The sequence below is a fragment of the Sutterella wadsworthensis 2_1_59BFAA genome (genome assembly GCF_000297775.1).
Lineage (GTDB): Bacteria > Pseudomonadota > Gammaproteobacteria > Burkholderiales > Burkholderiaceae_F > Sutterella > Sutterella wadsworthensis_A.
Genome location: NZ_JH815518.1, coordinates 11,149 through 34,362 on the forward strand (window position 1 = coordinate 11,149; position 23,214 = coordinate 34,362).

A 23,214-nucleotide genomic window follows, 5' to 3' on the forward strand; every position below is an offset into this window, starting at 1 on the left:
ATCCTCCACCACGATCAAGGTCCCTATCGTCTAGAGGCCTAGGACACGACCCTTTCACGGTCGGTACCGGGGTTCGAATCCCCGTGGGGACGCCAGTTTCAAAGCCCGTCAGGTTAGCGCCTGTCGGGCTTTTGGCTTTTATGTGCGGTGCTGTCCGCACGAACATAAAAAAAGCGCCGGCATGCTTGTCCGGCGCTTTCGGGGACCCCGTCCGACCATTCAGGTACGGACGTAGGTCATTCCATTAGTGATTGCGGCGCTTTTCGGCCTCTTCCTTAACCGAGCGGCGAACCGTGTCAAACGCTTCGTTGAGCGCTGCCATCACATCCATGTTCGTGCGGTTCACGATGAGTTCCTGACCCGATGCCATCAGGTCGATGCGAATCGTGAAGGCGCCCATGGTCTGGTGACCTTCCTGGCTGACGGTCACTTTGCAGGCACCGAGCTGGTTGTCGAAGCGACGGAGCGCTTCAACCTTTTCGGTCACCGCAGTTTCGACAGCGGGCGAACGATTGATGCCGTGGAAGACGATCTGCAGAGATTGGGGCATATAACACCTCTCTTTTTGTTGTGGCTTTTTGATGGGACAACGCTCTTGTCCGTACTCCAAGTCTATATCCAATCCTTGCGCTTTGCACAAATTCCACTGGTTATCACTTAGAATGTGGCGATACGCTGTCGGGCAAGACGCCGCAGTCGTCGCCGGACAGTTAATCACAGCCTGAACCGCTACTCCCGCAAGGAAAGGGAGGCGGCAGGCCCCTTTGAAGAGATATGAGCAAAATGGATCGCAAACCTTGGCAGAACAACGGCCCGCATAGGGCTCCCTTTGGTTCCGACCGCCGCGAGGGCGGCCGCAGCGACCGTCGCGAAGGCGGCGAGCGCGGTTTCGGCCGTCGTGAATTCGGTGATCGCCGCGAATTCGGCGGTGAACGCCGCGGTTTTGGTGAACGCCGTGAGTTCGGTGACCGTCGTGAATTCGGCGGCGATCGCGGTGAACGTCGTCCGTTCGTGGCCGGCGAGCGTCGTGAGTTCAACGGTGAGCGCCGTGGCTTCGGCGATCGTCGCAAGTCCTTCGGCGGCGGCCAGCGTCGTCGCGAAGACTTCGGCGTTCGTTCCGGTCCGCGTGCCCGCGCGCTTGAAACCCGCCGCTTCTCCGAGCGCTCCGACTTCGCCAAGAACGCCGTCGTGAAACTTGACGCCGACATCGCCGACTACTTCAAGAGCGCCGAGGACGTCAACAAGGCCCTCCGCCTGGTGATCGAGCTCGGCAGGCTTGCCAAGAAGCCCGAGGTCAAGACGGAAGCTGAAAAGGTCGAGCAGGCCGAGGCTCCCGCCGTCGCCGCCGAAGAAGCCATGTTCACGGAAGACGTCTTCGAGGACGAGGACGTGGAGGCTGTCGCCGAAGCTGAGGAAACGGCTGAAGCCAAGTCCGAGGACAAGGCCGAATAAGGCTCTCTGACGGGTGACGCAGGTCACTTGAAAGCTTCGCTCCCGCAGGGAAAGCGGAGCTTTTTTCGTCTCTGGCGGATGGTGGTGGTCCACTCCCCTGCCATCGGGAATCTCCCCTAGGCAGGCACGGCCTTTTTAGTTAAACTTTCAAGGCTCAAAATCCGAAAACCACCCCCGTGCGTGCGCCGGGGCTGCGAGACCGGCCGCTTACATGAAATACATTCTTGCTCTTGATCAGGGGACCACGAGTTCCCGCGCCATTCTGCTGAATCACCGCGCCCAGATCGTTTCCCTGGAGCAGCTTGAGTTCCCGCAGCATTATCCGCAGCCCGGCTGGGTCGAGCACGACGCCATGGACATCTGGCGCACGCAGCTCGCCTGCGCCCAGAACTGCCTGAGAAAGGCGGGCGTCTCGGCCTCCGAGGTCAGCGCCATCGGCGTGACGAACCAGCGCGAGACGGCGGTCGTCTGGGACAGGACGACGGGGCTGCCGATTGCCCCTGCCATCGTCTGGCAGGACCGACGTACGGCTCCCTACTGCACGGAGCTGCAGAGAAGGGGCTTTGAAGTGCTCGTGCGTGAAAAGACGGGCCTTCGCATCGATCCGTACTTCTCCGCCACCAAGATCCGCTGGATTCTCGACAGGGTGCCCGGAGCGCGTGCGCGCGCAGAACGCGGCGAACTCGCCTTCGGCACGATCGACACGTGGCTCATCTGGAAGCTCACGGGCGGCCGCGTCTTCGTGACCGACATCACGAACGCCTCCCGCACGATGCTCTGCAATCTCGAAACCTGCAGGTGGGATGACGAACTTCTCGACATCTTCGGCATTCCCGCCTCGATGCTTCCCGAAATCGTGCCCAGCTCATGCGTGGTCGGCGAGGCGCTGCCCGAAATGCTCGGCGCCGCGATTCCCGTGGCGGGCATTGCGGGTGACCAGCAGGCCGCGACCTTCGGTCAGACGTGCTTTGAGGCCGGCTGCGCAAAGAACACCTACGGCACGGGCGGCTTCCTTCTGATGAACGTGGGAAGCGAGCCCCGCATGAGCCAGCACCGCCTGATCGGCACGGCCGCCTGGCAGCTCTGCTGCGAACGCACGCAGTATGCGCTTGAGGGCTCCGTCTTCATTGCCGGCGCCGTCGTGCAGTGGCTCAGGGACGGCCTGCAGTTCTTCAATTCCGCCGAGGAGATCGAGTCGCTCGCCAAGAGCGTGCCCGACAACGGCGGCGTCTATCTCGTTCCCGCCTTCGTGGGGCTCGGCGCCCCGCACTGGGACAGCGAGGCCCGCGGCATGATGATCGGGCTGACGAGAGGTACGACGAAGGCGCACGTCGCGCGCGCCGCGCTTGAGGGCATCGCCTTCCAGTGTGCGGAGGTGCTTGAGGCGATGCAACTTGATGCAGGGACCGAGCTCAAGGAGCTGCGCGTTGACGGTGGCGCCTCCCGCAACAACCTTCTCATGCAGTTTCAGGCGGACATCTCCGGCGTGCCGGTCATTCGTCCCGCCATTACCGAAACGACTGCGCTCGGGGCGGCGTTCCTTGCCGGCCTTTCGACGGGCGTCTGGGAGTCGTGTGAAGAAATTTCCGCCTTGTGGCGCGTCGACAGGGTGTTCGAGCCCTCGATGACCGCCGACAGGCGAGAGTATTTGATGAACCAATGGGCCCGAGCCGTCGGCCGCGCCCGCAACTGGAATAAGTGACCATGGCTGAAGTGAAAACCACCTGCCGCGAGGAACTGCTCGCCAAACTTCGTGAAGATCCCGTCTGGGACGTCGTCGTCATCGGCGGCGGCGCCACGGGCGCCGGTATTGCGGTCGACGCCGCCTCCCGCGGCCTCAAGACCGTCGTGCTGGAGGCCCAGGACTTTTCGTCCGGCACGTCGTCCCGTTCGACGAAGCTGATTCACGGCGGCGTGCGCTACATGAAGAATCCGCGTGACTGGGGGCTCGTGCGCGAAGCTCTGAAGGAACGCCGCATCCTCATCAAGAATGCTCCGCACCTCGTGCACTCCAAGCCCTTCATCCTGCCCTGCTACAAGAAGGGCGAGCGCGAGTTCTACACGATCGGCCTCGGCATCTACTCCGCCATGACCTACGGCGGCTACAACATCGGCCACACGTCGAGCCTCTCCCGTGAGGACACCCTCATGCGCCTGCCCGGCGTCAAGCCCGAAGGCCTGATGGGGGGCGTGCAGTTCTTCGACGGCCAGTTCGACGACGCGCGTCTTGACGTTGCGCTCATTCGCACGGCCTACGAACACGGCGCCGTACCGCTCAACTACATGCCCGTCGTTGGCGTCACCCGTGAAGGCGGCATGATCCGCTCCGTGACCGCGAAGGACAAGGAAACCGGCGAAGAGTTCGTCATCCGCACGAAGATGGTCTTCAACGCCGCCGGCGCCTGGGTCGATCCGATCCGCCGCATGGTTGATCCGGATGCCTCCACGCTCGTGCGCGTCTCCCGCGGCTCGCACATCCTGCTCGACAAGTCCTTCATGCCCGGCGACACCGGCATGCTCATCCCGAAGACCCGCGACGGCCGCGTGCTCTTCGCCATTCCCTGGCACGGCATGCTCCTCGTCGGCACGACCGACGTGGAACAGAAGGAAGCCGACTTCGATCCGAAGGTGAGCGACGCCGAAATCGACTTCATGATCGAGACGGCCTCCGGCTATCTTGAAAAGCCGATCACCCGCGCCGACGTCAAGGCCTCCTTCGCCGGCCTGCGTCCGCTCTTCAATCCGCAGGCCACGGGTTCCGCCGGCTCGACCGCCAAGGTTTCTCGCGAACACGCCGTCATTCCCGAATTCGGCAACATGATCACCGTGACGGGCGGCAAGTGGACGGCCTACCGCAAGATGGCCGAGCACGCCATGCTCGTCGCCACGCTACGTCACCTCATCCCGCCGCGTCTCTGCGTCACGAAGGATCTGCCGATCTTCTGCGATCCCAACTGGGACCATGCTGCTCTTGAGATCGAGGCCGAAGCCGGTGACGCCGCCGACGAAAAGGTCGTTCAGTTCGCCCTCTACGCCCGCGACCACGAGTTCGCCCGCACGCCCGAGGACGTGCTCTTTCGCCGTCTACGCCTCGGCCAGATGAACGAGGCCCGCACGAACGCCCTGCTGCCCAAGATCGCCGCTGCCTTCGGCCTGCCCGTCGAGGAATGCTGCTGCGCCGACGAAGCCTGCACCTGTGAAGAAGGCAAGTGCGAATGCGAGAAGGCCGAATGCGAATGCAAGGCCGAGGTCTGCGAAGCCGAAGTCTGCGAATGCAAGGCTGAGGAAAAGGCCGAGGCTGCGTCCGTTGAAGCCGAAAAGGTGATCGACGTCGAAGTCGTCGAGGAAAAGCCGGCCGAAGAGGCTGAGCAGAAGAAGTAAGACCGATGCCTGAAGGGCCCCCGGGCCCTTCGGCCGCCGGCCTTCGGTGCGGGCGACTCCATGGCGGAGGCGCCCGTGCCGTTTCTTTTGGCGTGCCGCGCCGTCTCTTGAGGACGGCGGCGGACGGAAATAAAAAAATCGGTCCTTCTTGTGGACAAGTAGGGGCGATTAGGGTAAAATCGCGGTCCTGACTTTGCTTCACGGATTGCTTACCCCATCTTTTTCCACTGGCGCCGTGATTCACACGCGAAGTTCAGAACGCCATATTTCTAGGGCGAACCCAATTTCAGGTTCGCTTTTGTTTTTATTCAGCATCTGCATGTCAGTGCGGGTCCTCAGAAATGATGACGGACCGCGGCGCCATCCGTTGAGCGCTGCAGCAGCTGCCTTACTTATTAGGTGAAACGCAATGAAGACCTTCTCGGCCAAGCCGCTTGAGGTTAAGCGCGACTGGTTCGTGGTCGATGCCAGTGACAAGGTGCTCGGCCGTCTTGCCAGCGAAATCGCTCTGCGCCTTCGTGGCAAGCACAAGCCCGAATTCACGCCCCATGTCGACACGGGTGACTTTATCGTCGTGATCAACGCGGACAAGCTCAAGCTTTCCGCTGAAAAGGACACGAAGAAGACGTACTACCGCCACACGGGCTATCCCGGCGGCATCTACGAAACGACGTTCCGCGAAATGCAGGACAAGCACCCGGGCCGCGCTCTGGAAATCGCCGTCAAGGGCATGCTTCCGAAGGGCCCGCTCGGCTACGCCATGATCAAGAAGCTCAAGATCTACGCCGGCGCCGAACACCCGCACTCCGCCCAGCAACCCAAGGTTCTTGACCTCTAATTTCCGAAAGGCTTGAAAGATGATCGGTAACTACAACTACGGCACCGGCCGCCGCAAGAGCTCGGTCGCTCGTGTTTTCATCAAGCGCGGCACTGGCAAGATCGTGATCAACGGCCGTCCGCTGGAACAGTACTTCCACCGTGAAACGGGCCGCATGATCGTCATGCAGCCGCTTCAGCTCACGGAAAACACCGAAACGTTCGACATCATGGTCAACGTTTGCGGTGGTGGCGAATCCGGCCAGGCCGGCGCCATCCGTCACGGCATCACGCGCGCCCTCGTCGACTACGACGCCGGCCTCAAGAGCGTTCTCTCCAACGCCGGTCTCGTGACCCGCGACGCTCGTGAAGTCGAACGTAAGAAGGTCGGTCTGCGCAAGGCCCGCCGCGCCAAGCAGTTCTCCAAGCGCTAATCGCTTCGAGTACGGATTTGCAGAAGGCTCGTCCTTCTGCGGATCCCGGCAAAAAGAAGGTCGCCTGCATCAAGCAGCGCGGCCTTTTTTGTCGTCTGCGCGTGCCGAATCTGACGGCGAGACCCGTCACGAGCGCGCTTTTTCGTGTAGCATAGATGATCGCTTGAACAACGCCGTGAACGGCCTCCGCCCATCGTGGAAGAGAAGCCCCGGCGTCCCGTCACATTTTTGGAGGGCCGTCCTTTGGACGGCACATACCCCGATGACTGAAAAGATTGAAACGCCTCAGGAAGAAATGCCCGAGCTCATGCCCGATCCCATCAACTTCACCGACGCCGCCGTCGCGAAGGTCAAGGAGCTGATGGACGAAGAGGGCAATCCCAGCCTCAAGCTGCGCGTGTTCGTTCAGGGCGGCGGCTGCGCCGGCTTCCAGTACGGCTTTACGTTCGACGAGGTCCAGAACCCCGACGACGCCGTGATGGAAAAGGGCGGTGTGACGCTTCTCATCGATTCCATGAGCTACCAGTACCTCGTCGGCGCCAAGATCGACTTCAAGGACGACCTGAGCGGCGCTCAGTTCGTCATCGACAATCCCAATGCGGTGACGACCTGCGGCTGCGGCTCCTCCTTCGGAGTCTGATGCTGGAGGACCGAAGGCCCGACGACACAAAAACAAACGGACGACGTTCCATGCGAACGCCGTCCGTTTTTTCATAGACCTGCTTCCGTCCTGATCAGCGCGGATAGAGGGCGCCGAGAATTCGCGGTCCCGCCGCCCGCGTGACCGCAGGCAGGTTTCCGGGGAGGCTTGCGAGAAAGCGCTCCGCCAGCCAGGCGAAGGCAGCCGCCTCCACCTCCATGGGCGGCACGCCCAGAGCTTCGGTCGTGGCCGTGAGGCCGGGGAAATGCGAGGCGATGGCCTGCATGAGGGTCTTGTTGTAGACACCGCCGCCGCAGACGTAAAGCTCGGCGGCGTCAGGGGCGAACCGTGCGACGGTGTTCGTGATCGTGCGGGCGGTCAGTTCGACGAGCGTTCGTGCGACGTCTTCGGGCGGCAGGCTCTCATGGCCGCAAAGGCGGGCGTCGAGCCAGGCGGGCGAGAAGAGCTCCCTGCCCGTCGACTTCGGAATGGGAAGTGCAAAGTAGGGCTCGCTCAGAAGGTCGTCGAGAAGCGTCGTGCTGACGCGGCCTGAGGCCGCCCACCGGCCGTCCCGGTCGTAAAGGGCTCCCGTGATGCGCTGCGTCCATGTGTCGATGAGCATGTTGCCCGGACCCGTGTCGCCGCCGAGGATGGTGGGGGACTCGCTGCGAGCGGGCAGAACGGAGATGTTGGCGATGCCGCCGATGTTGAGGACGACGCGCGGGACGTCTCCCGTGAAGCATTCGGCGTGGAATGCGGGCACGAGCGGCGCTCCCTCGCCTCCTGCGGCCACGTCGCGGGAGCGCAGGTCCGCAACGACGTCGATGCCCGTGAGCTCTGCGACGAGCGCGGGATGATTGAGCTGCAGCGTGAAGCCCTTTTGAGGACGATGGCGGATCGTCTGGCCGTGCACGCCGAGTGCGGCGACGTCGGCGGGGGAGAGTCCCGTTCGGGCCAGAAGAAGGCCGGTGGCTTCTGCATAGTGGCGAGCAAGCGCGACGGAGGCTTCGCCCATGCGCTCGATTTCGTCGGGGCCGGGCAGCGTGAGCGCCGCGAGCGCAGCGCGCAGGTTGGGCGGAAAGGCGAGCGAGGAGTGCCCGAGACTCCTCATGACACGGCCGTCGAAGGCCATGGCGACGGCGTCCGTGCCGTCAAGGCTGGTGCCGGACATGAGTCCGATCGTAATGCGTTCGGTCATGGTGGTTCCCTGCGGAAATGGCGGACAAGGAAAAGCCGACGCCATGGCGCCGGCTTTCTGATGCCTGCATGGAGAAGGAATCAGTCTTCCTTCATCGAGGTGACGCGGTGCGCCACCCTGGAAGCGCCTTCGGCCTGCTCCTCGTCGCCGAGAAGATGCTTGGCGACGGCGGTTGCGTCGTCCCTGTGGGTGCGCAGGACGGTCGGAACGGGAAGCGACTCGCTTTCGGCAAGCAGGTCGAAGCGGGCCTGAATCGGACGGGCGATCGTCTTGAGCTGGGCCACCTGGAAGGCGGTCAGGTTTTCGGTGTCGGGCAGGTCGGCTGTGCGCGGATTGATCTGCACGCCGTCGAACATCAGTTCGTAGTGCAGATGCGGACCGGTGGCAAGGCCCGTGCGGCCCACGTAGCCGATCACGTCGCCGCGCTCGACCTTCTGGCCTGCGCGCAGGTTCTTGGTGATGCGGGACATGTGCGCGTAGAGCGTGGTGCGGCCGAGGCCGTGGTCGATCTTGACGTAGCGGCCGTAGCCCTTGCGCTCGTAGCCCACGAAGGTGACCACGCCGTCGGCGGCAGCGAAGATGCGGGAGCCCGAGGGGGCGCGGAAGTCGGTGCCGTTGTGCGGGCGCACGACGCCCGTGACGGGATGACGGCGAAGCGGCGCGAACTCGCTGCTCACGTCCTTGACGTCGAGCGGTACACGCATGAAGGTTTGCTGCGAGGCGCGGCCAGCGAGCGTGTAGAAGCCGCCGGCACGGCTGTCGTTCTCAAACCAGTAGGCCTCGTGGACGTCCTCGCCCGAGACCACCTGAACGGCAAGCAGCTGGCCGTTGCGGATGAAGTCGCCGCCTGCGAACTTGCGCTCGAAGACGAGGCGGAGCGAGTCGCCCTGCTTGAGGGTGCGGACGGGATTGTCGGCGCCCTCCCAGACGACCTTGAGCTGTTCGGCGATGTCGGCGGGAATGCGCAGGGACTCGACGGTGGCAGCGAAGCCCGAGGAGGCGACGCCGGAGATGCTTTCCTCGAGCGTGTCGAAGGCGACGGGGTATTCGGCGGCGGCGAAGAGCTCGCCCGTGCGGGTGACCTCGATGCGGCGGCTGTCCTGAGGGTGCGGGCCCTCGAGATAGAGGTGCAGGAAGGCAAGTCGGCCGTCGGGCAGAACGCCTGCGTTGACGTACTGGCCGTCCTGCGGCATGACGAGCGGACGCAGCATGCGCTGCGAGCGGATGTAGGAGACGGCCTGAGGGTCGACGACTTCAAGGCGTGCGAGCAGGGAGGAGAGGGTCTCGCCGTTGCGTACGGTCAGGCTGCGGGGCGTAACGGAGCCGTTGCGGCGCAGGGCGTCGAGCGCCTGCGTGAGAACGGAGTCGTCAACGGAGCCCGTCACGAAGTCCGCGCGGTGCTTTTCCTGCGCGAGACTGGGCGAGACGCCGAGCATGGCGCCCGTTGTTCCGATCACGACCATCGAGGCTATCCCCGCCGTTGCGGCCCCGGTACTCAGTCTGCACGCGTGGAGAAGCGGGGACGAGGCCCAGACCTTGAGCCAGGATCGAAACGCCCTCCCGGCGGTGCGGAGCTGCCGGGCAATGAGGGAGGGAGCGGTCATGATGAGTCGGAGTTGCGAAAGGCGCGGAAAAAGGGAACAATACTTAGATTGCCATTTTAAATCAGAACCGCTGTGCGTCCCGCCTAAAAAACCTTAAAAATGGTTACAGGCGGGCATTTCATGCGTCTCCGGGGCCTTTTGCATGACTTTGTGTGCAGATGAGCCTGCGAACGGGCGCTGCAACGCGGCGGCCTCAGTTTGTTTAAGTCATTGAAGGGATACTGATGACCGTTGAATTAGAGAAGGCTCAGGAGGCCAAGAAGCTCCCTGTTACCGACGACATCCGCGAGGCGATGGCCCTCATCCGCCGCGGCACCGACACGTTCCTCATTGAGGAGGAGTTCGAACAGAAGCTCGCCCGCTCCAAGATGACCGGTGAACCGCTGCGCTGCAAGCTCGGCCTCGACCCGACGGCTCCCGACATCCACATCGGCCACACGGTCGTGCTCAACAAGCTGCGCCAGCTTCAGGACCTCGGCCACACGGTGATCTTCCTCGTGGGCGACTTCACGGCCGCCATCGGCGATCCGTCCGGCCGCAACGCCACGCGTCCGCCGCTCTCGCACGAGCAGATCGTCCAGAACGCCCAGACCTACCTCAATCAGGCCGGCCTCGTGCTCGACCTTGACCGCACCGAAGTCCGCTACAACTCCGAATGGTGCAACAAGCTCGGCTCCGTGGGCCTCATTCAGCTTGCCTCCCGCTACACGCTCGCACGCCTTCTTGAGCGCGACGACTTCGCCAAGCGCTACGCCGAGCAGGCTCCGATCGCCATGCACGAGCTCATCTACCCGCTGATGCAGGGCTACGACTCCGTGGCCCTCAAGGCCGACCTCGAGCTCGGCGGCTCCGACCAGCGCTTCAACCTGCTCGTCGGCCGCGAACTCCAGCGCCAGTACGGTCAGGAGCCCCAGTGCATCCTGACGATGCCGCTTCTCGTGGGTCTTGACGGTCAGGTCAAGATGAGCAAGAGCAAGCACAACTACATCGGCATCACCGACGCTCCGAACGACATGTTCGGCAAGGTGATGTCCATCTCCGACTCGCTGATGTGGGACTGGTACGACCTGCTGAGCCTGCGCGGCAACGCCGAGATCGCCCAGCTCAAGAAGGAGTGCTCCGAGGGCCGTAATCCGCGCGACGCCAAGGTGCTGCTCGCCAAGGAGATCGTGGGCCGCTTCCATTCGGACTGCGCCGCCAATGCCGCCGAAGATGAATTCAACGCCCGCTTCCGCGCCGGCGCCATGCCGAGCGACATTCCCGAAGTGACGGTCGAGGCTCCCGCCGGCGAGATCGGCGTCGGCCAGATGCTCAAGGCCGCCGGTCTCGTCTCCTCCACGTCCGACGCCAATCGCAACATCGATCAGGGCGGCGTGAGGATCGAAGGCGAGAAGGTCTCCGACAAGGGGCTCAAGCTCAAGGCCGGCACCGTCGTGACGGTGCAGGTCGGCAAGCGCAAGTGGGCCCGCATCACGATCGCCTGAGAAGCGGATCATGATCGTTCTGATCCAGCGAGTGGCCGAAGCCTCGGTGAGAGTTGAAGGACGCGTGACCGGGGCCGTCGGCCGCGGGCTTCTTGCGCTGGTGTGCGGGGAGCCCGGCGACACGCCCGCCGTCATCGGGAAGCTCGCACGCAAGACCGCGAGACTTCGCATCTTCGAGGACGAGGCGGGCAGGATGAACAGGAGCGTCGTCGACGTCGGCGGCGATGTGCTCTGCGTCTCGCAGTTCACGCTTGCCGCGGACACGATGTCGGGCAACCGCCCGAGCTTCTCCAGAGCTGCGCCGCCCGAAGAGGGCCTTGCCGCCTTCAATGCGTTTGTGACGGCGCTCAGGGGCGAGGGGCTGTCCTGCCCCACAGGCGAATTCGGCGCGCACATGCGCGTCTCGCTCGTCAATGACGGACCGGCGACCTTCAGCCTCCACCTTAGGGCTGATGGTGCTGGCGCCGACTAGTCCCAATGCTCTAGACTGTGGTCTTGGGCCGAAAGTGATGATATAAATAGAGGACGCCGCCCGCTCCGGGCGGCTCCGCACGTGGAGAAGCACCCGGTGAAAATCACTTCCGACAACTTCAAACAGGGCGATTTCATTCCTGAAGCCCTTGCCTGGGGCCGAATCGGAGAGGACGGCTCGACCGTCCGCTCGACGAACCTCAATCCCCAGCTCTCCTGGACGGACGCGCCCGAGGGCACGGCGTCCTTCGTGCTTGCCTGCCTTGACGACGACGTGCCGACGGATCTCGCCGAGCGCGACGCCTCGGGCGAGATTCCTGTTTCCCAGCCCCGCCGCCGCTTCGTGCATTGGGTGCAGCCCAACTGCCCCGCTGACGTGACGAGCATCGCCGAAGGGGCGCTTGCGGAGGAGAGGAAGACGACGCCGGGCTTCGGCGCCGTTTGCATCAACGACTACAGCCGCGGCGGCACGCCTGCTCCGGGCGAAACGGGCACGGGCTACGATGGCCCCTGTCCGCCGTTCTTCGACGCACGCTGGCACTACTACCGGTTCATGGTCTTCGCGCTCGACGCCCCGAGGCTCGAGCTTCCTGAAAATGCGACATGGCAGGACGTCGACGCCGCCATGAAGGGCCATGTCCTCGCGTCGGCTGAGCTTGTTGGCCGCTATACGCTCAATCCCCGTCTGGCCGCCCTTTGAGACGACCGGCATTCACAGAATCCACGTCATTAACCTCCGGCGGCATCCGCCGCCGTCTTACTAAAGGAACTGAAGTCGTGTTCAAGCGCTCCAATACCATTGAGGCCGTCGATCCCGCCGTCTGGGACGTCATCAGCCACGAGACCGCCCGTCAGGAAGACCACATTGAGCTCATCGCGAGCGAAAACTACGCTTCCCCGGCGGTCATGCAGGCTCAGGGTTCCTGCCTCACGAACAAGTACGCGGAAGGCTATCCCGGCAAGCGCTACTACGGCGGCTGCGAGCACGTCGACGTCGTCGAACAGCTCGCCATCGACCGCGCCAAGAAGCTCTTCTGCGAGCCCGCAGGCGTCGAGATGGCCGTCAACGTGCAGCCCCACTCCGGCGCTCAGGCCAACTCCGCCGTGTACTTCGGCCTTCTCGAGGTCGGCGACACGATCATGGGCCTCTCGCTTGCCGAAGGCGGCCATCTGACGCACGGCATGCACCTCAACTATTCCGGCCGCTACTTCAAGGTCGTTCCCTACGGTCTTGACGCCAACGAGGCGATCGACTACGACCGCGTTGAACAGCTCGCCAGGGAATGCAAGCCGAAGATCATCGTCGCCGGCGCCTCCGCCTACTCGCTTCGCATCGACTTCAAGCGCTTTGCCGAAATCGCCCACTCCGTCGGCGCCTACCTGATGGTCGACATGGCCCACTATGCGGGCCTCATCGCCGCCGGCGTCTACCCGACCCCGTTCGGCCACGCCGACATCGTGACGACGACCACGCACAAGACGCTCCGCGGTCCGCGCGGCGGCCTCATCTTCTGCCGTCCCGACCTTGAGAAGAAGATCAACTCCGCCGTCTTCCCGGGCATGCAGGGCGGTCCGCTCATGCACGTCATCGCCGCCAAGGCCGTGGCCCTCGGCGAAGCCCTTGACCCGTCCTTCAAGGTCTACGGCGAGCAGGTGATGAAGAACGCCGCTGCCATGGCCGAAGAGCTCGTCAAGCGCGGCCTGCGCATCGTTTCCGGCCACACGGAAAGCCACGTGATGCTTGTCGACCTTCGTCCGCTCAAGATCACGGGCAAGGCCGCCGAAACGCTGCTCAACGCCGCTCACATCACGGTCAACAAGAACGCCATCCCGAACGATCCGGAAAAGCCCTTCGTGACGTCCGGCATCCGTCTCGGCTCTCCCGCCATGACGACCCGCGGCTTCGGCGAAGCCGAGGCCCGCAAGGTGGCGAACCTGATCGTCGATCTACTCGAGGCGCCTGAAGACCAGGCCGTCTTCGAACGCGTCAAGGCCGAAGTGGCGAACCTCACCGCCGCCTTCCCGGTCTACGGCGACTAAGGCGCTCAGGAGGCCGCAGGGGAGGCTTCGGATCTCCCCGAAAACGCATGAAAACACAAGGGCTACCCTTTCGAGTGATTGGGTGGCCCTTATTTTGTGTTTGGGGACTTGAGTTTGCCTGCGGGCGGGCGCTAAACTTTCGGACACTTGTTCCTGATTTGGAAGTGTCTGCCGGCCGATGCGGTTTGGGACGGGCTTCCACCGTACGCAAGGAGTCTCCTCATGCGATGTCCCTTCTGCCAGAATCCGGATACCCAGGTGATCGATTCGCGCGCCCCTGAGGAGGGGTACGCGATCCGTCGCCGCCGCAAGTGTCCGGCCTGCGGCAAGCGCTTCACGACCTTCGAGAGGGCGCACCTGCCCATTCCCGCGGTCGTCAAGCGCAACGGCCAGCGCACCGACTACAACAGGGCGAAGCTTCAGGCCTCGATGACGCTGGCGCTGCGCAAGCGTCCCGTGACGCCCGAGCAGCTTGAGGAGGCGGTCGACTCCGTCGAGCAGGCGATGATCATGCTCGGAGACCGCGAGATCGAGTCGAGCGTCGTGGGCGAGCTCGTGCTCGGCGCCCTGCAGAAGCTCGACACCATCGCTTACATCAGGTTTGCGTCGGTGTACTTCAACATCGGCGATCCGCTTGCCTTTGCATCGATGATTCAGAATGCGGCCGTGCCCGACGGAAGCACCGACGGCGCGTTCGACGTGCTGAGGAAGTTCAGGCTCGAGCACGAGGCCGAGGTCGCCGCCCGCGAGGCGAAGAAAAAGGCCGCCGCCGAGCGTCGCGCCCGCAGGGATGCGGAGAGGAAGGCAGCGGAGGCGGAGGAGGCCAAATGACGGAATGCGCTGTGGATGAAGGTCGCGTGAAGGACGACGACTTCTGGATGGGGCTTGCGCTTGAGGAGGCCGCGAAGGCCCGCAGGCTTTCTCCGCCCAATCCTGCGGTCGGCGCCGTCATCGTGAGGGACGGCCGGGTGATCGGCCGGGGCTTCACGCAGCAGACGGGCGGTCCGCACGCCGAGGTGATGGCTCTGAGGGATGCCGCCGCGCGTGGAGAAAGCGTTGAGGGCGCGACGATCTACGTGACGCTCGAGCCATGCTCGCACTGGGGGCGCACGCCGCCCTGTGCGCTTGCGATCGTCGAGCACAGGATCGGCCGCGTCGTGACGTCGGTCGCCGACCCGAACCCCCAGGTGGCGGGGCGGGGTCTGAAGATGATCCGCGATGCGGGCATCGAGGTGACCGAAGGCGTCCGAAGCAAAGAGGGATGGCTCTCCAACAGGGGCTTTCTCACCCGTATGACGACGGGCAGGCCCTGGGTGAGGATGAAGTGCGCCGCGACGCTCGACGGCCGCACGGCCTTTCCCGACGGCCGATCCCAGTGGATCACGGGCCCTGCGGCGCGCGAGGACTCTCAGTACTGGCGTGCGGTGTCGGGGGCGGTCGTGACGGGCATCGGCACGGTGCTCGCCGACAATCCGAAGATGACGGTGAGGCTCCCTGATCAGGTGAGGTTCCCGTTCCGCGTGGTCGTGGATCCGAGGCTTGAGACGCCCGTCGGGGCGGAGATTCTCAAGGGCGGCGGCACGGTCCTCGTCTGTGCGCAGGCCGGCGAAGAGGCCGAGGCGGCGCTCGTCGCCGCAGGCGCCGAGGTGCTGAGGCTTCCCGATGCGGCGCATCCGGGACGCGTGGACCTCGGTGCGCTTCTCGACGAGCTTGGACGAAGGCAGGTCAACGAGGTCCATCTCGAGGCGGGTGCGGGGCTCAACGGGAGCTTTCTCTCCGAGGGACTTGTCGACGAGATCGTGCTGTATACTGCTCCCTGCCTTTTCGGCTCGGGGATGCCCGTTGCAAGCGTTCCGCTTCCCGAGGAACCCGGTCTGGCGCACCGCTGGACGATTGAAGACTTTACTCAGATCGGTGCCGATCTGCGTGTGATTTTGAGGAGATGACTCTAAATGTTTACCGGCATTATTCAGGCCATCGGCAAGGTTCGTGAACCGGAACCTCTCGGCAACGGCGTCCGCCTGACGATCTGCGCTCCCGATCTCGGTCTTGACGAGGTTCGCATCGGCGACTCGATCGCCGTCAACGGCGCGTGCATGACCGTCGTCGAGAAGACGGACACGGAATTCAAGGTCGACGTCTCCGCCGAGAGCCTCTCGAAGACTACGGGCCTCGACACGTTCGGTGAGGTCAACCTCGAGAAGGCCATGCGTCTCGGCGACCGCGTCGACGGCCATCTCGTGAGCGGTCACGTCGACGGCGTGGGTCAGGTTGAAAGCATGGAGCAGGTCGCCGAATCGTGGCGCCTCGTCATCCGCGCCCCCCGCGTCCTCTCTCCGTATCTCGCCTACAAGGGCTCGATCACGGTCAACGGCGTCTCGCTTACGATCAACAAGGTCGAGGATACGGCGATGGACACGCTCGTGACGATCAACCTCATCCCGCACACGGTCGAGGTGACGACGCTCAAGCACCTCAAGGCCCAGAGCTACGTCAATCTTGAGATCGACACGATCGCCCGCTACATCGAGCGCATGATGTCGCTTCGTAACGACGAGGACTCCCTCTTCTGATCAGGAAGAAGGCGTTCCGCATCATGAAAAGGCGGCGTTCTTCTGGTGAAGGGCGCCGTTTTTCGACAGCGGGGCCGAAAAAACGGCGCCCGCACCCGCCCGCCCTGCGTCACGCAGGTCTTTCGCGTTAAAATAAACGTCTATCAGTCGTCGCCGGCAGGCCGGCGGCGGCCCGAGGGCCTGGCCTTCGGGATCTTTTCAAAACGAATTTAGCTCCCGCCTGCAGAGGCCCCTAGGAGACAGACATGGCTGTTGATATTGTTCCCACCAAACTCGACGGTACCGACCTTCGCATCGGCATCGTGGTCGCCCGCTTCAACGAATATGCCGGCCGCGGTGAATTCGAGTCCTGCATGGACGAACTGCGCAAGCTCGGCGTGATGGAAGAGGACGTGACGAAGGTGTCCGTGCCGGGTGCCCTCGAAATCCCGTTCGCGCTGCAGAAGCTCGCCCAGACGGGCGAATACGACGCCCTGATCGCCCTCGGCGCCGTTATCCGCGGTGAAACCTACCACTTTGAGCTCGTGAGCAACGAGTCCGGCAGCGGCATCACCCGCGTCTGTCTCGACTACGACATTCCCATCGCCAACGGCGTGCTGACGACGGAAAACGACGAGCAGTGCGAGGAACGCATCGACATGAAGGGCCGCGACTGCGCACGCTGCGCCGTTGAAATGGCCAACTTCGCCAAGGAGTTCTGCGTCGACGAGTTCGACGAGGATTTCGATGAAGTGACCTCCGAAGACTGATGCCGTCATCAAAGGAATCTTGAAGAATGACTGAACACAAGGAAGGCCACCGCAAGTCGGCGGCGCACTCCGCCCGCCATCTGGCCCGCGTCTTCGTGATGCTCGGCCTCTACCAGTGGCTCGCCGATCCGTCCCAGGACTACGCCGGCATCGAAGCCCACCTCTCGAGCCTTCTGCACGACGAGGAAGAGCAGCTCGAAGGCAGCGACATCCGTCCGACGGACTTCGAGAAGGCCGATCGCGAGCTCTTCACGAAGCTGCTCGCCGGCGTGCTTGACCGTCATGCCGAAGTGGCGGACGCCATCGCCCGTCACGCCGACCGCGAACTCTCCCGCATTTCGCTCGTCGAACGTGCGGTGCTCATGATCGGCACGTACGAACTCATGGCCTGCCCGGAAACGCCCTGGCGCGTAATCCTCAACGAATCCATCGAGCTCGTCAAGCAGTTCGGCAGCGGCTACCGCTTCACGAACGCCGTTCTCGAGCTTGTCGCGCGCGAAGTTCGTCCCGAAGAGACGGCTGCGCCGCGCGCCTGACGAATCAGTCTCTGACTGATTCCCACAAACGGGCCGTTCCCTTCGGAGGGAGCGGCTCTTTTTCTTGGAAGCGTGTTTTTTTTCGGAGGTAGAAAAATGCGACGCGGAGAATTTCAGATCATCGACCGCTTCTTCACGCATGACGCGTTCGGAGAGTGGCGAAGTCAGGGCGTGGGCGACGACTGCGCCATCATCGACATGCCGGGCAACCGCATTGCGGTGACGACGGACATGATGGCCGTGGGCACGCACTTTCTGCCCGGCGCCAGGCCCGAGGACATCGGCTACAAGGCCCTCGCCGTCAATCTGTCGGACCTTGCGGCCGCAGGCGCGTCGCCGCGAGCGTTCTTTCTCTCGATCGGACTGCCAGAGCGTGACGACGAATGGCTTGCGGGCTTTTCCCGCGGCCTGATGGCCCTTGCGGAGAGCTCGGGCTGCGCGCTTCTCGGGGGCGACACGACCCGAACGGCTGAGGTCGGCGGCACGCATGCGCCCGTGACGATCTCGATCACGGCGATGGGCTCGCTTCCCGAAGGGAAGGGACTCACGCGCGCGGGCGCGAAGCCCGGCGACGACATCTGGGTCTCGGGCACGGTGGGCGACGCATATGCGGCGCTCAAGCACCGCTGGGGCCACTGGCAGCTGATGCCCGATGCGGCCGAGGCGCTTTTCCCCAGAATGGATCGCCCGACGCCGAGGAACATGCTCGGCTCGGCGCTTCTTGATCTTGCGACGGCCTGCGCGGACGTCTCGGACGGCCTGCTGGCGGATCTGGGGCACATTCTCGAACGCAGCGGCGTCTCGGGCAGCATTCTCTGGGAGGCCGTGCCCGTCTCGAGCGCGCTCAGGGCGCTCTCCCCCGCCGCACAGCAGGAGGCGGCGCTGACCGGCGGCGACGACTACGAGCTCGTCTTCACGGCCCCTCCCTCCGCCGCGCTTCGCATCGAGCAGGCGGGACTTTTGACAAAGACCAGACTTACCCGAATTGGTAAGATTTGCGAAAAAGTCTCGGGCGATAATCTCACTGTCCGCTCGCAAAACGGCGGCATCGTGACGACGCCCACGCAGGGGTTCGACCACTTTGCCGCCTGAGGCGAAGCGCCAGGACCCTGATCTCCGACCCCCAGCGCCGCAGGCCAAGCCTGCGGCGGCAACCAGGAAGTGAACATGCTGCAGAAGTACGACGACTCCAATCCTGCTAATCAGATCGAATTGACCAGCCGTTTCGTCTGGTCCCATCCGGCACACATGATCGCCACGTTCTTTGGTGCGGGTCTTCCGTCCAAGGCGCCCGGCACCTACGGCTCGCTCGCGGGCGCGCTCTCCTTCATCGTGCTCTCTCCGGCCATGACGACCGCCGCGTGGGTGATTCTCTCGATCGCCCTCTTCATCGCGGGCGCCTGGGCAGCGGGGAAGGTTGCGGCCGATCTCGGCGTCGAGGACCACAAGGGCGTCGTCGTCGACGAGGTGGTCGGCATCTGGCTTCTCTTCGCGTTCCTGCCTGCGGGCACCCTCTGGTGGGTCGCGGGCTTTGCGGCCTTCCGCTTCTTCGACATCATGAAGCTGCCGCCGGTCGACATCATCGATGAAAAGATGAAGAACGGCGCGGGCGTCATGCTCGACGACGTGGTCGCAGCCTTCTACGCCTGGGTCGTCGTCAGCATTCTCGGCTGGCTCTTCGGCTGAGGATCATGCCTGATCTCAACGAGCGCATAGCGCTGGCGGCCGAGCGTCTCGGCGTCGTCGCCGCAGAGAGGCGGCACGTCGTCGTGACGGCCGAAAGCTGCACGGGCGGCGGCATCGCCGCCGCCATCACCGAGGTGCCCGGCAGCTCCGCATGGTTCCGCGAGGGCTTCGTGACCTATGCGGCCGAAGCCAAGACATCGCTTCTCGACGTCGATCCGAAGATGATCGAGGAGGAAGGCGTCGTGAGCGAGGACGTGGCTCAGGCCATGGCCAGAGGTGCGCTCGCACGCTGTCCCGACTCGACGCTTGCCGTCGCCGTGACGGGCGTGGCGGGACCGACGGGCGGCACGCACCTCACGCCCGTGGGCACGGTGTGCATCGGCTGGGCCGAACGCTTCAACGAGCACATCGTCACGTACGTGCGCACGATCCATGCGCACGGCAGCCGCTCGATGGTGCGCAGGGCGACCGTGCTCACGGCCCTCGAGGGCTTGATTGAACTCATGCGTTTCGGCAATCCCGCTGTGATGCCGTGCGAATATTGACTACAATTTGAGAACTGCAGTTCTACAACGGGCGCCTCCTGAATCGATTCGCAGGGCGCCTTTTTTTGTCTTTGCTTAAATCATGTCCAGTTGGTTTGACATATTGATTCTGGTGATCCTCATCGGCATGAACGGGGCCTTTGCGCTCAGCGAGGTCGCGCTCATCACGAGCCGCAGGGCGAGGCTTCAGCACATGGACGAGGAGAGTGTTCCCGGCGCGAGACGCGCCATGGACATGAATGCGGACCCCAACCGCGCGCTCTCGACCATTCAGGTGGGCATCACGTCCATCGGACTTCTCTCGGGCATCTTCGGCGAGTCCGCGCTCGCCAAGCCCGTGGCCGAATGGCTCGTCTCGCTCGGCATGGGCGAGGAGACAGCCTCGGCCGTCGGCATCACGCTCGTCGTGGTGCTGCTCACGTACTTCTCGATCGTGATGGGCGAGCTCGTCCCCAAGCGCATCGGCCAGATGGCGCCCGAACGCCTGGCGTGCCGCGTCTCTCCCGTCCTGCACATGCTTTCGCTTGCCGCCGCGCCGTTCGTGAAGCTGCTGTCGCTCTCCACGGCCTCGATCCTCAGGCTGATGCGCGTCGACACGCGCAGCCAGAACGCCGTGACGGAGGAGGAGATTCACGCGATGATCGACGAAGGCGAGGAGTCGGGCGTGATCGAGACGGTCGAGCGCGACATGGTGCGCAACGTCTTCAGGCTCGACGACCGTCAGGTGGCCTCGCTGATGACGCCGAGGGCCGACATCGACTGGATCGACCTCGAGGACTCGCCCGAGGTCAACATCGAGAAGATCCGCTCCTCGAAGCGTTCGCGGCTTCCCGTCTGCGTCGGCAGTCTTGACGACGTGAAGGGCTTCTGCTCGACGCGCTCGCTTCTGCAGCAGATGATGGAAAAGGGCCGCGCCGACTTCAAGGACAATCTCGTGGCGCCCGTCTACGTGCCCGAGTCGCTGACCGGCATGGAGCTTCTGGAGAACTTCAGGAAGACCGACACGCCTGTTGCGCTTGTCGTCGACGAGTACGGCGAAGTCCAGGGCATCGTGACGCCCAGGGACGTGCTCGAGGCCATTGCGGGCGAATTCAAGCCCGAACAGCCGGGCGACGCCTGGGTGACGAGGCGCGAGGACGGTTCGCTCCTGCTCGACGGCATGATTCCGATCCCCGAACTCAAGGACGTGCTCGACATCAAGAGCGTGCCCGAGGAGGACTTTGGACGCTACAACACGCTCGCCGGCATGATGATGCTCCTGCTCGGACGTCTTCCGAAGGAAGGTGACGTCGCCGAGTGGGACGGCTGGCGGCTTGAGATCATCGACATGGACCGCCGCCGCATCGACAAGGTGCTCGCAGTGAAGGTCAAGACCGCGCCGAAGCAGGAAGGCCGGGGCGAATAAAAGAAGAGAGAAAGGAGAAGGAGGATGGCAGTGAAGAAGGCATGGGTTGCGTGCGGTGCGGCTGTGGTGCTCGCCGCCGTTGCGTCGGGAGGCGTGTGGCTGCAGGGCCGCGTCTTCGACAGGCAGTTCGACGAGTTCGCCCGCGAGCTGGCCGACACGAGCGTGGATATGGGCTTTCTGCTGAGCGCAGAACAGACGGGCAGGGGCTTCGCGTACCGTGATCTGGCGATCAAGCTGCGCGGGAAGGATTTTCGCCTGTGCTGGACGGGGCGCGCGGAGTTCGGTCTCGGCATGACGGCAAGGCTGGCGCTTGACAAGGAATATGGCTCAATGGCGAATCTTCCCGATTACGGCATCGAGGGGCTTGACGACGAACTCGTCTTGAAGACGGGGCTGTTCTCCTCGAAGCCCGAACTCGCCTGGCGCGTGAAGCCCTTCAGGGTGGCCGCAGGCAGTCTGCTCTGCAGCGCGGGCGGCCTTGAGCTCACGTCGGGTGACGTCGAGCACGAGGGGCGACTCGTCTGGCGCGGGCTCTCCTGCTCGGAAGGCGGGGAAAGTCTTCGCACGGGAGACGTGACATTCGACGTGTCGGTTTCGAAGGACGGCCGCAGGGCCGAGATGAAGGCGATGTTTGAGGGAGGCTCCGCGGACGTCGAGGGCATGAACCTGAAGACGGGCGCCTTCGAAATGGCGAGCACGATCGAGGAGACGAGGGTCGAAACCCAAGAGGACGATGCGCTCTACTCTCAGAGCTGGACGCTGAAGTCGGGTGAGCTGGATTATGACGGCGTGCGCGTCCTTGATGCCCTGACCTTCAGGGCGAACATGACCAACGTGCCCGAACGCCTCGTGGATGCGATGGCTCTGGGCGGCGCCGTGAGCCCCGTGATCCTCGAGATGGCGGCGGAGCAGGCGATCATGCAGGGCGGCATGACGTTCGACCTTGACGAATGCACGGTGACGCGCGGTGAGGGGACGCTGTCGGCCGCAGGGCGCGTGGCAAGGGACGGAGAGAGGATCGGAGCCTTCTCCGTGCGGTTGGATCCCGAGTTCGGAGCGGACGTCAAGGGATGGCCCGAAGCCGTAGCTGAACTGAAGGCGAACGGCAGCCTCAGGACGGTCGAAGGACGCCTTGAGGCCCATGTGGAGCTTTCGACCGATGGCGTTGCCGTCAACGGCGTGAAGCTCGACTCGCTTTGACAGGGACTTAGACAAAGGAAAGGCCTGCAGGAGTGATCTTGCAGGCCTTTGACTTTGTTCTGGGCGGGCGGCGATCAGACGGCAGCCTGAATGGAGTCGCGCGTGGCGATGGCGGTCTTGCGGGCGGCTTCCTTCCAGTTGTCTTCGCGGCTCGCGTAGATGATGGCGCGGCCGGAGTTGATCACCATGCCGGTGCCTTCGGCGGTCTTGCCGGCCTCAACGCAGGCGCGGATGTCGCCGCCCTGAGCGCCGATCCCCGGCACGAGCAGGGGAAGGTTCGGCGCGATGCGGCGCACGTTGGCGAGTTCGGCGGGATAGGTGGCGCCGACGACGAGGCCGAGTTCGCCGTTGAGGTTCCACTCGGTGGCGGCAAGGCGCGCAAGGCGTTCGTAGATCTTCTCGCCGTTCACTTCAAGCATCTGGATGTCGTCGCCGCCGGGGTTGGAGGTGCGGCAGAGGATGAAGGCGCCCTTGTTCTCGTAGGCAAGGTAGGGCTTGATCGTGTCGAAGCCCATGAACGGGGAGAGCGTCACGCAGTCGGCCTCGTAGCGCTCGAAGGCTTCGCGGGCGTAGTGCTCGGCCGTGGAGCCGATGTCGCCGCGCTTGGCGTCGAGGATCACGGGAACCTTCGGATGATTGGCGTGAATGTAGTCGATCACGGCCTTGAGTTCGGCCTCGGCGCCGCAGGAGGCGAAGTAGGCGATCTGCGGCTTGAATGCGCAGACGAGGTCGGCCGTGGCGTCGATGATGCCGCAGCAGAAGTCGTAGAGGGCCGTGCTGCGGCCCGCGAGTTCGTGCGGGAAGCGGGTGGGGTTGGGGTCAAGCCCGACGCAGAGCATGGAACCGGCGTTCTGCCAGCGTTCGCTGAGCATTTCGATGAACTTCATGGGGTGCCTTCCGAAGGTGGTTGTCAATCGGGCGCTATCTTAACAAATTCTTTCGCACTGCGGCCGTTCCTGAGGAATTGCGCTATGCTCGACGAAGCGGCTTCCGGAGAGGA

At 63.8% G+C, this 23,214-nt stretch carries 23 protein-coding genes, 1 tRNA gene and 1 pseudogene; 21 read left to right on the forward strand and 4 right to left on the reverse strand.

The annotated features are described in order from the left end of the window. Nucleotides 1-19: 19 nt before the first annotated feature. Nucleotides 20-95: transfer RNA gene (locus HMPREF9465_RS08260), tRNA-Glu, on the forward strand. 149 nt (nt 96-244) lie between these two features. On the opposite strand, the gene HMPREF9465_RS08265 is transcribed toward HMPREF9465_RS08260, so the two are convergent. Next, entirely contained in the window at nt 245-550 is a 306-nt protein-coding gene (locus HMPREF9465_RS08265; RefSeq protein ID WP_005435907.1) for an HPF/RaiA family ribosome-associated protein, read from the reverse strand. Between the two features lie 233 nt (nt 551-783). Here HMPREF9465_RS08265 and HMPREF9465_RS08270 point away from each other — a divergent pair, with 233 nt between their 5' ends. The 6 genes from HMPREF9465_RS08270 to erpA all read left to right on the forward strand — a co-directional run bounded on the left by HMPREF9465_RS08270 (nt 784) and on the right by erpA (nt 6,723). Beyond that, on the forward strand, nt 784-1,452 hold the full coding sequence (locus HMPREF9465_RS08270; RefSeq protein WP_005435908.1) for a hypothetical protein: 669 nt from the start codon (nt 784-786) through the stop codon (nt 1,450-1,452). Between the two features lie 211 nt (nt 1,453-1,663). Further along, nucleotides 1,664-3,154 (forward strand): glycerol kinase GlpK, encoded by a 1,491-nt coding sequence (glpK, locus tag HMPREF9465_RS08275; protein WP_005435909.1) that lies wholly within the window; start codon nt 1,664-1,666, stop codon nt 3,152-3,154. 2 nt (nt 3,155-3,156) lie between these two features. Continuing rightward, nucleotides 3,157-4,833, forward strand: coding sequence for a glycerol-3-phosphate dehydrogenase/oxidase (locus tag HMPREF9465_RS08280; protein ID WP_005435910.1), 1,677 nt, complete (start codon nt 3,157-3,159; stop codon nt 4,831-4,833). 409 nt (nt 4,834-5,242) lie between these two features. Next, nucleotides 5,243-5,671, forward strand: a complete 429-nt coding sequence (gene rplM, locus HMPREF9465_RS08285; RefSeq protein ID WP_005435911.1) for a 50S ribosomal protein L13 — start codon at nt 5,243-5,245, stop codon at nt 5,669-5,671. Nucleotides 5,672-5,690: 19 nt separating this feature from the next. Beyond that, a complete protein-coding gene (gene rpsI, locus HMPREF9465_RS08290) occupies nt 5,691-6,083 on the forward strand; it encodes a 30S ribosomal protein S9 (RefSeq protein WP_005435912.1) in 393 nt (130 codons plus the stop codon). A 262-nt stretch (nt 6,084-6,345) separates the two neighbouring features. Next, the gene (erpA, locus tag HMPREF9465_RS08295; protein ID WP_038007333.1) at nt 6,346-6,723 is read left to right on the forward strand and encodes an iron-sulfur cluster insertion protein ErpA; all 378 of its coding nucleotides are present in this window, start codon (nt 6,346-6,348) and stop codon (nt 6,721-6,723) included. Nucleotides 6,724-6,817: 94 nt separating this feature from the next. Here erpA and HMPREF9465_RS08300 read toward each other — a convergent pair whose 3' ends face one another. Beyond that, complete coding sequence (locus HMPREF9465_RS08300) at nt 6,818-7,921, reverse strand: anhydro-N-acetylmuramic acid kinase (protein WP_005435914.1); 1,104 nt, start codon at nt 7,919-7,921, stop codon at nt 6,818-6,820. A gap of 80 nt (nt 7,922-8,001) precedes the next feature. Then, nucleotides 8,002-9,525 carry a M23 family metallopeptidase gene (locus HMPREF9465_RS08305; protein WP_005435915.1) on the reverse strand — a complete coding sequence of 508 codons (1,524 nt, stop codon included), beginning with the start codon at nt 9,523-9,525 and terminating at the stop codon, nt 8,002-8,004. A 224-nt stretch (nt 9,526-9,749) separates the two neighbouring features. Here HMPREF9465_RS08305 and tyrS point away from each other — a divergent pair, with 224 nt between their 5' ends. The 14 genes and pseudogenes from tyrS (at nt 9,750) to HMPREF9465_RS08375 (ending at nt 22,214) form a co-directional block, all read left to right on the forward strand. Further along, nucleotides 9,750-11,009: a tyrosine--tRNA ligase gene (tyrS, locus tag HMPREF9465_RS08310; protein WP_005435916.1), complete on the forward strand. Its 1,260-nt coding sequence runs from the start codon at nt 9,750-9,752 to the stop codon at nt 11,007-11,009. A 10-nt stretch (nt 11,010-11,019) separates the two neighbouring features. Beyond that, a complete protein-coding gene (dtd, locus tag HMPREF9465_RS08315; protein WP_005435917.1) occupies nt 11,020-11,481 on the forward strand; it encodes a D-aminoacyl-tRNA deacylase in 462 nt (153 codons plus the stop codon). A 96-nt stretch (nt 11,482-11,577) separates the two neighbouring features. Further along, nucleotides 11,578-12,180 (forward strand): YbhB/YbcL family Raf kinase inhibitor-like protein, encoded by a 603-nt coding sequence (locus HMPREF9465_RS08320; RefSeq protein WP_005435919.1) that lies wholly within the window; start codon nt 11,578-11,580, stop codon nt 12,178-12,180. Between the two features lie 77 nt (nt 12,181-12,257). Beyond that, nucleotides 12,258-13,520, forward strand: a complete 1,263-nt coding sequence (gene glyA, locus HMPREF9465_RS08325) for a serine hydroxymethyltransferase (protein ID WP_005435921.1) — start codon at nt 12,258-12,260, stop codon at nt 13,518-13,520. Between the two features lie 222 nt (nt 13,521-13,742). Then, nucleotides 13,743-14,198: pseudogene (gene nrdR / locus HMPREF9465_RS08330) on the forward strand (transcriptional regulator NrdR); the annotation flags it as partial. A 149-nt stretch (nt 14,199-14,347) separates the two neighbouring features. After that, on the forward strand, nt 14,348-15,466 hold the full coding sequence (gene ribD / locus HMPREF9465_RS08335) for a bifunctional diaminohydroxyphosphoribosylaminopyrimidine deaminase/5-amino-6-(5-phosphoribosylamino)uracil reductase RibD (RefSeq protein ID WP_005435924.1): 1,119 nt from the start codon (nt 14,348-14,350) through the stop codon (nt 15,464-15,466). 6 nt (nt 15,467-15,472) lie between these two features. Beyond that, entirely contained in the window at nt 15,473-16,093 is a 621-nt protein-coding gene (locus HMPREF9465_RS08340) for a riboflavin synthase (protein WP_005435935.1), read from the forward strand. Between the two features lie 245 nt (nt 16,094-16,338). Continuing rightward, nucleotides 16,339-16,842 (forward strand): 6,7-dimethyl-8-ribityllumazine synthase, encoded by a 504-nt coding sequence (gene ribH, locus HMPREF9465_RS08345; RefSeq protein ID WP_005435937.1) that lies wholly within the window; start codon nt 16,339-16,341, stop codon nt 16,840-16,842. Nucleotides 16,843-16,868: 26 nt separating this feature from the next. After that, nucleotides 16,869-17,378: a transcription antitermination factor NusB gene (nusB, locus tag HMPREF9465_RS08350; RefSeq protein WP_005435938.1), complete on the forward strand. Its 510-nt coding sequence runs from the start codon at nt 16,869-16,871 to the stop codon at nt 17,376-17,378. A 96-nt stretch (nt 17,379-17,474) separates the two neighbouring features. Next, nucleotides 17,475-18,470: a thiamine-phosphate kinase gene (thiL, locus tag HMPREF9465_RS08355; protein WP_005435940.1), complete on the forward strand. Its 996-nt coding sequence runs from the start codon at nt 17,475-17,477 to the stop codon at nt 18,468-18,470. Between the two features lie 75 nt (nt 18,471-18,545). Then, the gene (locus HMPREF9465_RS08360) at nt 18,546-19,064 is read left to right on the forward strand and encodes a phosphatidylglycerophosphatase A (RefSeq protein ID WP_005435941.1); all 519 of its coding nucleotides are present in this window, start codon (nt 18,546-18,548) and stop codon (nt 19,062-19,064) included. A 5-nt stretch (nt 19,065-19,069) separates the two neighbouring features. Then, nucleotides 19,070-19,609: a CinA family protein gene (locus HMPREF9465_RS08365; RefSeq protein ID WP_005435944.1), complete on the forward strand. Its 540-nt coding sequence runs from the start codon at nt 19,070-19,072 to the stop codon at nt 19,607-19,609. 82 nt (nt 19,610-19,691) lie between these two features. Further along, on the forward strand, nt 19,692-21,014 hold the full coding sequence (locus HMPREF9465_RS08370; RefSeq protein WP_005435948.1) for a hemolysin family protein: 1,323 nt from the start codon (nt 19,692-19,694) through the stop codon (nt 21,012-21,014). Nucleotides 21,015-21,038: 24 nt separating this feature from the next. Continuing rightward, complete coding sequence (locus HMPREF9465_RS08375) at nt 21,039-22,214, forward strand: hypothetical protein (protein WP_005435949.1); 1,176 nt, start codon at nt 21,039-21,041, stop codon at nt 22,212-22,214. A gap of 74 nt (nt 22,215-22,288) precedes the next feature. Here HMPREF9465_RS08375 and pyrF read toward each other — a convergent pair whose 3' ends face one another. Continuing rightward, the gene (pyrF, locus tag HMPREF9465_RS08380) at nt 22,289-23,101 is read right to left on the reverse strand and encodes an orotidine-5'-phosphate decarboxylase (RefSeq protein WP_005435950.1); all 813 of its coding nucleotides are present in this window, start codon (nt 23,099-23,101) and stop codon (nt 22,289-22,291) included. Between the last annotated feature and the right edge of the window lie 113 nt (nt 23,102-23,214).